This window comes from uncultured Clostridium sp. (genome assembly GCF_900547735.1).
Lineage (GTDB): Bacteria > Bacillota > Clostridia > Lachnospirales > Lachnospiraceae > Otoolea.
Window position 1 is genome coordinate 38,708 of record NZ_URHZ01000037.1, and the last position, 11,866, is coordinate 50,573.

Here is an 11,866-nt window from a genome sequence, read left to right on the forward strand (position 1 = left end):
GTAAAAAGGCGTATGGAAATGGGAGAAAGTCATATGGAAGATAGGATGAAAGCGCTGCGCCTGTATGGGCCGATGGATATGCGGCTGGAGGAACGGCCGGTTCCCTCCTGCCGGGAAGATGAAATGGTCATCCGGATCCTGGGCTGCGGCATCTGCGGTTCGGATCTGAAAAATTTTGCAGGCGGCCACGAGTGGAACGCGCCGCCCGAGGAGCGGTTTATCGAGACGCCTGTCACGGCGGGACATGAGTTCTACGGTGAAATCGTCAAAAAGGGAGAGAACGTAACGGATTATGAACTGGGGGAACTGATGATTTCGGAGCAGATCATCCCCTGCAAGGAGTGCCGGTTTTGTAAGAATGGCCAGTATTGGATGTGCCAGAATCTAAAAATGTACGGATTCCAGAGGGAGGCGGAAGGGGGATTTGCCCAGTATATGCGGATTCACCGCCGGGGAATCAATCACCATATCCCAAAGCATTTTACAGTGGAGCAGGCGGCTCTGATCGAGCCGTACGCATGCAGTATGCACGCCGTGGAGCGGGCGAGAATCCGCCACGAGGACGTCGTAGTCGTGAGTGGATTGGGAGCGATTGGGCTCGGTATGGTGACGATGGCCCGCCTGGCTATCCCAAAGCTTATCATCGGCCTGGATTTGAGAGAAAACCGGCGCGCCCTGGCTGAAAAATTCGGCGCGGATCTGGTCCTGGATCCGTCCCAGTGCGATGTCGCAGAGGAGATCCTGAAACGGACGGACGGCTACGGCTGCGATGTCTATCTGGAGGCCGCGGGAAGCGAGGCCAGCGTCAGGCAGGGGTTGAAGGCTGTCCGAAGCCTGGGCCGCTACGTCCAGTTCGGTATATTTGCAAAGGACATCATGGCCGACTGGAATATCATCGGGGATGGGAAGGAGATCGATGTTCTGGGCTCCCATCTGGGGCCGGGCTGTTTCGAGGCGGTTATTGCCGGGATAGACAGAGGACTAATCGCGACGGAAGGTGTGGTAACTCATAAATTTGCATTAGAAAAGTGGGACGAGGCATACGCCGCTGCAGTCCATGATCCGTCAGCGATCAAAGTGGTGATGACGCCGAATGCGCGGGAAAGGGGAGAAAAATTATGAATCAGTGCGGAGTAAAAGAATTGTTTCGCAGAGCGAAGGAGGGCTGCTACGCGCTGAACGCGTTTAACTGTGCGGATGTCTGGGATATGAGCGCGGTCACGGCGGCGGCGCAGGAGCTTAGGGCACCCGTGATGGTGGCAATCCACCCTGAGAATTTTACGCAGCTTCCACTGGAGATCTATGCGGCGCTCGGGAGAGAGATGGCGGAGCGCTCGGACGTTCCGGTCATTCTGCACCTGGATCACTGCCAGGACGTCCAGGTTTGTAAAGCAGCGGTAGACTACGGCTTCCCCTCGGTCATGCTGGACGCCTCGGCTTTGCCGCTGGAAAAAAACATTGCCGCAGTGAAAGAGGTGGCCGAATATGCCCATGCCAGAGGTAGTATCGTAGAGGCGGAGATAGGGCGGATTAAGGGCGTCGGATATGAGGGCGGATATGAGGGAGACGATTATCTTGCCCGGGTGGCGGACTGTGTCCGTCTGGTGGAAGAGACGGGGGTGGATACCCTGGCGGTCGGCATCGGGACAGCCCATGGCTATTATGAGGGGGAACCTCATCTGAGCTTTGAGCGGCTGCAGGAGATCCACCGGGCGATCAGCATTCCGCTGGTTCTCCACGGAGGGACGGGAATCGCCGGAGAAGATGTGCGCCGCTGTATCGCGGAGGGGATCTGCAAGGTAAACGTGGGAACGTGCATTGCCAGCGCCTATATGAACGGAATGAAAGCAGAGCTGGAGCGGTTCGGGGAAAATGCTTTTATCATCGACCTGATAGGGACGGTAAAAGAGGGAATCAAAAAAGAGGTGAGGGAATGGATCCGGACCTGCGGAGGAGACAAAAGAGCATAGGTGGATCCAGAATTTCCCAGAATCATTGACTCTCGCTACGGCTTCATGATAAAATAAACAACAATAATATGCAATTAAAAATGATGTTGTGACGAAGGGTGATGAAACTTTTGGCTCGAATATTAGCAGAAAAACGGCAGGCACAGATTACTCAGATGCTGGTGGCCGACGGTCATATCAAGATCAGTACGATAGTAAATGAATTTCATGTGTCATCCGAAACTGCAAGAAAAGATCTGATCGCGCTGGAACAGCGCGGAGTCGCGCGCAAGACCCACGGAGGCGCGGTCGTAGTAGATAATTATTTTACGGGAAGCAATGTGTTTCTCAATCGCAGAATGGAACGAAACATAAGCTCCAAGAGGGCAATCGCCCGGGCCGCTGTGAACCTGGTATCAGACAACAGCACAGTGATCCTGGACTCCGGCAGCACAACATACTGGCTTGCGGAGGAACTGCTCGCAAAGAAAAACATAACGGTAGTGACAAACAGCCTGACAGCGGCGATTCGTCTGGCAGAAAATAAAGTAAATGTACTGGCGCTGGGAGGGGAGGTTTACCCGTCCAACCTGGCCGCCGTAGGGCAGTGGGTGGATCTGTGCCTGGCGGGAATCCAGGCGGATATCGCGTTTATCGGCGCCAGCGCCCTCAGCACGTCCCGCGGTCCCTGTGTGGAGAACTTTCCGGAGGCGCACGCCAAGTGGAAGATGATGGAGAGCGCCGGGAGAAGTTATATTGTCTCAGACAGCAGCAAATTTATGAACAATGCGCTGGTTGAATACGCCGCCTGGGAGCGCTTTGACGGCCTGATCACAGATCGCGGCCTTCCGGAAGAGATATTTAAGGAGTTATCTGCCAAAGTGAATATTGTGTTTGCAGAGGAGTAGAAAATTGCCCTTTTGGCCAATAAACGGAAGGGGTTTTTATCAATGGAAATGTTAATTGGCGGAAAAAAGGCGGCAGGCAGCAGCCGGATCGAGATTCTGAATCCGGCGACGAATGAAGTGATTGACACGGTTCCCGCAGCGACGGAAGCGGAACTCGATTTGGCATTACAGTCGGCGACGGAAGGATTTTCAGAATGGTCCTCCAAGACGATTTTAGAACGGAACCGGATTCTCTACCGCTATGCGGCGCTCGTGGAGGAGCACCGGAAAGAGCTTCAGGAGCTCTTGTGCAGGGAGAACGGAAAAAATATAAAGAATACAGAGATGGAATTGGATGCAGTCCACGCCCTGTTTACCGGATATGCGGAGAAAGCGGCCCATCTTTATGGAGAAACGCTGCCGGGGGGTAACCAGATGACCAGTGATTCCAGGGACCTGGTATTTACGCGCTGGGAACCGCTGGGAGTTGTGGTCTGCCTGGTGCCCTTCAATTTTCCGGTGGACTTGTATGCGGAGAAGGCCGCGCCTGCTCTGGCCGCCGGTAACTCGGTTATCATAAAGCCGCCGACGGACTGTCCGCTCACCATCATCAGGCTGGTGGAACTGCTTCATGAGGCGGGCGTGCCGCCGAAGGCAGCTCAGGTGGTAACTGGGCGGGGGGGACTGATCGGAGAAAAACTCGTTTCAGATCCGAGGATTGCGGCGGTTTCATTGACCGGCAGTAACCAGGCGGGGGTGGAGACGTATCGGAGAGCAGCTAAAAACCTGACGAGAGTCTTTCTCGAGCTTGGGGGCAACGACGCTTTTATCGTCAACGAGGATGCGGATCTCAATCTGGCCGTGTCAGAAGCCGTTTTCGGGCGTATGGGAAACTGCGGCCAGACCTGCTGCGCCAGCAAGCGTTTCATCGTCCATCACCTAGTGGAGCAGGAATTCACCCGGAAACTGGTGGAAGCCCTAAAGAAAGTAAAGATCGGCGATCCGATGGACCCGGAGCTGGACGAGGGCTGCATGATCAGCCGAAGCGCGGCCAGACAGGTGGAAGAACAGGTGGCTTACACGGTAAGCCAGGGGGCATCCTGCGTCCTGGGCGGGAAAGTCTATGACGAGGTATATTTCCCTCCGACTGTTCTGACCGGCGTCACGAGGGAGATGGATATTGCCAGGGATCTGGAGATATTCGGTCCCGTATTTCCGATTATCCCGTTTCAGACGATGGACGAGGCGATTGCGATCGCAAATCAGTCCTGCTATGGCCTGATGGGAGCTGTCTTCTCAAAAGATATCAAAACAGCCATGTCGGCAGCCGGCCGGATGCAGTGCGGAGGCGTGGTCATCAACGGGGCCAGTGATTTCCGGTCCTCGGAGATGCCGTTCGGCGGATATAAAAAGAGCGGGATCGGGAGAGAAGGGATAGCCGGCACGCTCCGTGAGATGATGCAGGAGAAATCCTATGTGCTGAAGCAGGTTTTCTAAGCATGGGTGCTCTATAAGGTTCTCCGGCAGATTCTTCGGCAGCAAAGTTTTTACCGGTTTTCAGGCAGATGTAAATGTGATTTTTAGACAGTCCCGTGGATTTTTGCAGGAGATCTTTGTCAGCGCTTTGAAGATTGAAAAGTGGAAAAATGAATAAATAGTGGATAGCTGCATGCCGGGGAAGAGAGGGCGTGCAGCTATTTCGATCTTTATGGGAGGTATCAGTTTAGCTGCAGGAACCGGGCGCCGGATAGCGATAATTCATTACTCCACCCTGCGTCGGCGTTCTCACTTTTCAACTACAGCATTTGACTTTTTTCTCCAATCATGATAAATTTATTAAATAAAATAGCAAAATTACGCGTTGGCTTCTGCCGGAAAGTGACAGGATGGAAAGACAAGACCTTTATATAGAAATCAACAGGGAAATTCAGCAGAATAAAGACGGACTGATAAAGCTGGGACGGGAGCTTTTTAGCTGCCCGGAGCCCGGTTTTAAAGAAGTGGAATCGAATCAGATTCTCACTTCTTTTTTGCGTGGACACGGGATTCCCTGCCGGTCGGATCTCTGTCTGACGGGGATTTTGGCAACGGTTGGCTCGGGGGACGGATACCACATCGCCCTGGTGGCCGATATGGATGCTCTGGTGGTGAACGACGGAGAGAAGAGTTATCCCTGTCATTCCTGCGGCCACAGTATCCAGACCGCCGTTATGGCCGGCGTCCTCAAGATGCTGAAGGATTTAAACATAGCGGAGGAGACGGGAGGGCGTATCAGTTTTATTGCCGCCCCGGCTGAAGAGTTTATAGAGTTCGATTACAGGCAAAAATTAAAAGAAGAAGGAAAAATCAATTATTTTTCCGGAAAACAGAACATGATAGAACAGGGAGTGTTCGACGATGTCGACTGTGTCCTGACCATGCATGTCAATGGGGAGACGGAAACGCTTTTTGACGTTAACTCCACTCTGGCCGGTTTCATGGTAAAAAAGGCAGTCTTTACCGGACAGGCATCCCACTCGGGCGCGGCCGCGCATATGGGGCGCAATGCGCTTCACGGAGCGAGTCTCTGTATGGATGCCGTTGCCTATATGAAGGATCAGTTCCCGGCGGACGTGGGCCTTCAGATACATCCCGTCATTACGGAGTGCGGAGGCAGCGTCAATATTATCCCGGAGAAGGCGGTCCTGGAAACCTATGTCAGGGCCAACACGCTCGCGGATCTTCTGGAAGCGGGGGAGAAATTCGACCTCTGCGCCGTGCACTCTGCGGCAGCCCTCGGCCTGTCGTGCCGGATTGAAAACAGGACGGGATATATGCCGCTCAAACAGTCCAAAGAGCTGAATGAGATTATTTACCGCCATATGCGGGAAATCTGCCCCGAAGAGAAAATTATTAAAAATGTGGTTTCCGGAGCTTCCGGCGATATCGGGGATCTGGGATATCTGCTCCCGGCGGTCCAGTTTGGCTTTTCAGGGATAAGAGGGCGGATCCACAGCAGCGATTTTACGATTGTGGATGAAGAGAATGCCTATTTACACACGGCGGAGATTGTGATGAAGACCGTCTGTGACATCCTCACCTGCCCCGGTCTGCAGGTGAAAAATGAAGATTTTAAGGAACGCAAAGAGTTTTATCTGAAAAATTGGTTATACAAAGAAATGTAGATGAAATAACAGAAGATGAAAAAGCAGTTTGGAGGCGCATTTTCAAAAATGCGCTTATAAGCATATAAACAGTCTAAAATAATAATCAGGAGGAATGACTATGTCAGAACACAACACACCAACACCACACATCGGAGCACAGGCAGGAGAGATTGCGGAAACAATACTTTTACCGGGTGATCCGCTTAGGGCGAAATATATTGCAGATAATTTCCTGACCGATGTAAAACAGTTTAACGCTACGAGAAATATGTTTGGCTATACCGGATACTATAAAGGAAAACGCGTGTCCGTCATGGGAACCGGCATGGGCTGCCCTTCCATCGGAATCTACTCCTATGAGCTGATTCATTTTTACGGATGCAAGAACCTGATCCGCGTCGGAACGGCCGGAGCGCTCCGCCCCGAAGTAAAAGTGCGCGATATGGTATTCGGAATGGGAGCCTGCACCACATCCAACTATGTAAAACAGTTCCGCCTGCCGGGCGATTACGCCTGCATCTGCAGCTATGAACTCCTTGCAAAGGGAGTAAAGGCGGCAGAGGCGAAAGGACTTAACTACCATGTGGGGAATGTCTTAAGTTCCGATATGTTCTACAATCCGGATCTTCCTCCCGCAGGGACGACATGGGATAAGATGGGAGTCCTGGCGGTGGAGATGGAGGCGGCGGCTCTCTACAGCAACGCAGCGTATGCGGGAGTTAATGCACTTTGCATCCTGACAATCTCCGATTCCGCAGTGACCGGGGAGGCAACGACGGCCGAGGAACGCCAGACCACATTTACCAATATGATGGAAGTGGCTCTGGAACTGGCATAAACAGGTTACTTTATACTCCGTATGCAGTAACGGAAATACACGAACAGAAGAATAATAAGGGGAATGACTATGGCAGAGGAAATTTTACGGGTGGAAGACCTGACTAAAATTTATCCGGGCGGCGTTCTGGCTAATTACAATATCAACTTCAGTGTGGACAAGGGAGAAATCCATGCACTGGTGGGAGAGAATGGAGCCGGAAAGTCTACTCTGATGAAGATGCTGTTTGGTATCGAAGAGATCACAAGCGGTAAAGTATTCCTTCATGGACAGGAAGTGCATTTTCATTCCAGTAAGGATGCGATCGAACACGGGATCGGTATGGTCCACCAGCATATGATGCTGGTGCCGTCACTGACCGTTGCGGAGAATCTGGTACTGGGAATTGAGCAAAAGAAGGGACTTTTCCTGGATCAGAAAAGAGCGGTGCAGGTGACCGAGGAAATCTCAAAAAAGTATAACCTTCATGTGGAAGCCACAAAGAGGGTGCGTGACATTTCCATCGGAATGAAGCAAAAGCTGGAGATTTTAAAAACCATGTACCGCGGCGCAAAGATTATTATACTGGATGAGCCTACGGCCGTACTTGCCCCGCAGGAGACGGAAGAGCTTTTTGAACAGCTTTTAAACCTCAAGAAAGAGGGATACACGATTATCTTTATTTCCCACAAGCTCCATGAGGTGAAATACCTCTGCGACCGGCTGACCGTGTTAAAGGACGGCCGCTCGATAGGCACTTACCGGGTGGAAGATGTGACGGCGGAGGAGATCTCGCGCCTGATGGTGGGACGTGACGTCAAACTGGAATACGAAAAGACGCCTCAGGATTTTGGAGAGAAGATTCTGACGGTGGAGAACTTAAGCTATACCGACAAATTCGGCACGAAGAAGCTGGATGACCTCTGTTTCTCCTTAAGACAGGGCGAGGTGCTCGGCATTGCCGGCATCGAGGGCAACGGACAGAAGGAAGCAATGGAGATCCTGACCGGCAACATGAAGGCGGAGAGCGGCTCCATCCTGTACCGGGGCGAAGATCTCTGCAAAAAGACGATCCGGGAGAACCGGAAGCTGGGCATTGCCCATGTGCCCGAGGACCGCAACTTGAACGGCAGCGCGCCGGAGATGAGCGTGCGCGACAACCTGATTGCGGCCAGCCTTGATAAACTTTCCAAAAATTCGATTCTGGATCAGAAGGCCATAGAAAGCTACTGCGAAAGCTGTGTTGCGGACTTTAAAGTTAAGACGTCCAGCCTCGATATCAGCATCAAGAGCCTTTCCGGCGGCAATATCCAGAAGGCCATTGTGGCGAGAGAATTTACGGCGGGTGCGGATGTCATCATCCTGAACCAGCCGACCCGCGGCGTGGACGTGGGCGCCATGGAGTTTATCCACAAAAAGATTCTGGAGATGAGGGATGAGAATAAATCCCTGATTCTCGTAAGCGCCGACCTGGCGGAGTTAAAGGCACTAAGCGATCGCGTGATTGTATTCCATCAGGGAAAGATCGCGGGTGTCTTAGACGATGTCCCGAATACGACGGAAGAAGAGCTTGGCCTTTACATGCTGGGTCTTAAATCCGATTCCGAAGAGAAGCTTAAGGAGGCGTAAGATGAACAAGAAGAAAAAGTTTGAATGGTATGGAGTGATCCGCGTAACGGCATCCATCCTGATCGCCCTTCTGATAGCGGCAGTGATTATCTTTGCGGTGGCGGACGATCCGTGGACGGCTCTTTACAAATTCCTGCTCGGGCCATTTTCAACAAAGAGAAACTTCTTTAACGTAATTGAGACGATGATTCCGCTTGTATTCTGCGGACTTGCCATCAATGTCATGCATAAGAGTGGCCTGTTTTCCATGGTGGCCGACAGCTCCTTCTATTTTGCAGGCGTCATGGCGGCGTCAATCGCCATTGCCTGTCCGATGCCGAATATCGTGCATCAGATTGTAATTCTCATCGCTGCCACGGCGGTGGGCGGCGTGATTGGCATCATCCCGGTTCTCATCAAGAAAAAGACCGGCGCCAACGAGCTTGTGATTTCGCTGATGATGAACTACATCTTTTTTAACTTCGGCTACTGGCTGATCAGAAAGTTTTTCCTGGACACCTCCAACGGCTCATTCTCCATCGGGTTCCAGCCGACGGCGACCCTGGGCAAGATGATGAAAGGGACAAACACCCACTATGGTCTGATTATCATGATTATCGCGGTAATCATCATGTGGATTCTGATGGACAAGTCAAAGTTCGGCCGTGAACTTAAAATCACCGGTTCCAATGAGAACTTTGCAAAATACGCGGGTATTAAAATCGGCGGAGTCGTGATCGGTTCCCAGCTCATCGGCGGTATGCTGGCCGGTCTCGGCGGCGGCGTCGAGATGATCGGAATGTACAAGAAATTCCAGTGGATTACGGCCCAGACCTATGTGTGGGACGGTATTTTAATCAACCTGCTGGCCGGGACAAAACCGCTCATGATACCTGTTTCCGCCTTTTTCATCTCTTATATCCGTATCGGAGCCCTGGTAATGTCCAGGGGCGGCGACGTGGACTCTGAGATCGTTTCCATCATCCAGGGTATCATGATCATGCTGATCGCCTCCGAGCGGTTCCTGTATAAGATGAAGAAGAATAAAGAAGAAAGAGAAGCGCTGCAAAACCAGACGGTGGATGCAGAAGGCGCGATCTAAGGAGGGGAAAAATGGACTTTATAACAAATCTTGATTTTTGGTTTACCGTTCTCCGCGCCACGACACCGGTTCTCTTTGCCACGATGGCGGCCCTGATTGCCAGCCGTTCGGGCGTACTTAATCTGGGACTGGAGGGAGCGATGACAATCGCGGCTCTCTGCGGAGTTTTAGGCAGCGGCTTTACGGGAAGTCTTCTGGTGGGAGCGATTGCGGGCCTTGCGGCGGGAATTGCCTTTACCATGCTGCTTGCTTATTTTGTACAGCATCTGAAAGCCAATCAGGTTATCACCGGTGTGGCGCTTAACCTGGCGGCCAGCGGCGGTTCCGTATTCTGTCTGTATTCCATTACGGGAGATAAGAATGCCAGCAACTCTCTGGCATCATCGGCTTTTCCGGCGCTGCAGATTCCGGTGATCAAAGATATCCCGGGACTGGGCGACGTTCTGTCCGGACATAACAGTTTGACTTATATCGCATTTATTGTTACAATCTTGATGTTCATTATGCTTAAAAAGACGTCCTTCGGCATCCATATCAGGGCCGTGGGAGAATCGGAAGAGGCAGCCCGCTCCGTCGGCATCAATGTAAAAAAGGTGCGCTACCAGGCCATGTTTATCAGCGGTTTCTTAGCTTCCCTTGGAGGAATGTACCTGTCCATGGGATATGTAAACCGTTTTACCTCCGGTATGGTTGCGGGCCGCGGCTACATCGCGCTGGCAACCAATGCAATGGCGGCCGGCAATGCGCTGATGGGAATGGTCAGTTCCATCCTTTACGGCTTCGGCAGCGGTATTTCCATCTATCTGCAGAACAACAATGTGGATCCGTACCTTATTACGATTATTCCTTACGCGTCCATCATCATTTTCTATGTAATATTCAGTTTCTATTACAAGGTAAAGAGAAAGACCGAGGATTCTTTGTAAAATTATTTTTATATGTTATCTTTATGCTATCTTTGGGAAAAGCGCCCTTTGATATAAAATACTTATTCACACGTTCTAAGGAGGAACATTATGAGAAAATCAATTAAAAAAGCAGCAGCGATCATCCTGACTGCGGCAATGGCAATGTCCATGACTGCCTGCGGAGGCGGCAAAACGGCGGAAGAGACGAAAGCGCCTGCAGGAAGTGAAGCAGAGCCGGCAGCAGACGGTGAAACAAAAGCAGCAGACGCAGCGGGAAGCGGAGAAAAGTTAAAAATGACACTCTGCATCGGCCGTAAAAATGACCTTTCTTTCCAGCAGTCCGCCTATGAAGGAGCTATGAGAGTCCAGGAAGAGATGGGCGACAAATTTGAAGTTAACGTTGTTGAGATGGGTGACGACACGACAAAATGGCAGGCAGCTTTCTACGATGCGGCAGACAGCGGCGCAGACATTATCGTGGGAACCGGTTTCCAGAACAAGGAAAACTTTGAGACAATCCCGCTGGAGTACCCGGATACAAAATTCATCCTCTTTGACCAGGATGTAGATTATACTTCCGGTGACTTAGGCAACGTATTAACCGTATTATTCGATTCCAACCAGTCCGGTTTCCTTGCAGGAGCCGTAGCAGCATACTACACAACAGGCGAGAATGCAGCCAACACGGACAAGACCATCGGTTTTGTAGGCGGCACAGAGAGCACAACCGTTAACAACTTCCTCGTAGGCTATGCAGAGGGAGCTAAATACGTAGATCCAGAGACAAAGATTTTAACAGCTTACGTTGGTGACTTTATGGATACTGCAAAAGCAAAAGATCTTGCCAATGCACAGATTTCCGAAGGCGCAGACATCGTATTCCAGGTAGCAGGCGGCGCAGGCAACGGCGTTATCGAAGCAGCGGCAGAGAAAGACGGCGTTATGGCCATCGGCGTAGACAGCGACCAGTACAGAACACTGGAAGGCTCCAACTTACAGGCATCCGTAATTACATCCAGCTTAAAGCTTCTTGACAATGCATTATTCAAAATCTGTTCCGACTATGTGGCAGATCCTTCCAAAGTTCCGTTTGGAACAACTGTAACATACGGTCTGAAAGATGATGCCGTAGGTATCGTATTCAACGACAACCTGACAAAGAGCATCGGTGAAGAAAATGTTGCCAAGGTAGAAGAAATCCTTGGAAAGATCCAGTCCGGCGAAATCAAGGTATCCGATGTTGCCGAATTAACAACCGATCAGGTAAAAGACATTGTGAATAACTAATTTTGTATGCAGATGCATCCCGGCGGGGCCTGAAAGTCCCCCGGGATGTAAAAGAGATTTGCAGGAGAAAGCTTCGGAAATGGGGGAATGACCGTTTGCGGGGCTTTTTTAGTTGAGATGCGAGGACGCCTCTGTAAGACGGCGGACGGGGGAGTGGGAGGT

General features: G+C 51.4%; 10 protein-coding genes. All 10 read left to right on the forward strand.

The window, feature by feature from the left end; translation table 11 throughout:
• Positions 1-33: 33 nt before the first annotated feature.
• A complete protein-coding gene (locus QZT18_RS12980; RefSeq protein ID WP_294148423.1) occupies positions 34-1,122 on the forward strand; it encodes an alcohol dehydrogenase catalytic domain-containing protein in 1,089 nt (362 codons plus the stop codon).
• Entirely contained in the window at positions 1,119-1,970 is an 852-nt protein-coding gene (locus tag QZT18_RS12985) for a class II fructose-bisphosphate aldolase (RefSeq protein WP_294148424.1), read from the forward strand. The genes QZT18_RS12980 and QZT18_RS12985 overlap by 4 nt, the downstream gene beginning before the upstream one ends.
• Positions 1,971-2,080: 110 nt before the next feature.
• Positions 2,081-2,857: a DeoR/GlpR family DNA-binding transcription regulator gene (locus QZT18_RS12990; protein WP_227029953.1), complete on the forward strand. Its 777-nt coding sequence runs from the start codon at positions 2,081-2,083 to the stop codon at positions 2,855-2,857.
• 42 nt (positions 2,858-2,899) lie between these two features.
• Positions 2,900-4,333, forward strand: coding sequence for an aldehyde dehydrogenase (locus QZT18_RS12995; protein ID WP_294148426.1), 1,434 nt, complete (start codon positions 2,900-2,902; stop codon positions 4,331-4,333).
• 389 nt (positions 4,334-4,722) lie between these two features.
• On the forward strand, positions 4,723-6,000 hold the full coding sequence (locus QZT18_RS13000) for an amidohydrolase (protein ID WP_294148427.1): 1,278 nt from the start codon (positions 4,723-4,725) through the stop codon (positions 5,998-6,000).
• A gap of 94 nt (positions 6,001-6,094) precedes the next feature.
• Complete coding sequence (deoD, locus tag QZT18_RS13005) at positions 6,095-6,820, forward strand: purine-nucleoside phosphorylase (protein ID WP_366925878.1); 726 nt, start codon at positions 6,095-6,097, stop codon at positions 6,818-6,820.
• A gap of 69 nt (positions 6,821-6,889) precedes the next feature.
• Positions 6,890-8,428 (forward strand): ABC transporter ATP-binding protein, encoded by a 1,539-nt coding sequence (locus QZT18_RS13010; protein ID WP_294148429.1) that lies wholly within the window; start codon positions 6,890-6,892, stop codon positions 8,426-8,428.
• Between the two features lies 1 nt (position 8,429).
• The gene (locus QZT18_RS13015) at positions 8,430-9,509 is read left to right on the forward strand and encodes an ABC transporter permease (RefSeq protein WP_294148430.1); all 1,080 of its coding nucleotides are present in this window, start codon (positions 8,430-8,432) and stop codon (positions 9,507-9,509) included.
• Between the two features lie 11 nt (positions 9,510-9,520).
• The gene (locus tag QZT18_RS13020; protein ID WP_125140540.1) at positions 9,521-10,435 is read left to right on the forward strand and encodes an ABC transporter permease; all 915 of its coding nucleotides are present in this window, start codon (positions 9,521-9,523) and stop codon (positions 10,433-10,435) included.
• Positions 10,436-10,525: 90 nt separating this feature from the next.
• Positions 10,526-11,704 carry a BMP family protein gene (locus tag QZT18_RS13025; protein WP_294148431.1) on the forward strand — a complete coding sequence of 393 codons (1,179 nt, stop codon included), beginning with the start codon at positions 10,526-10,528 and terminating at the stop codon, positions 11,702-11,704.
• Positions 11,705-11,866: the final 162 nt, after the last annotated feature.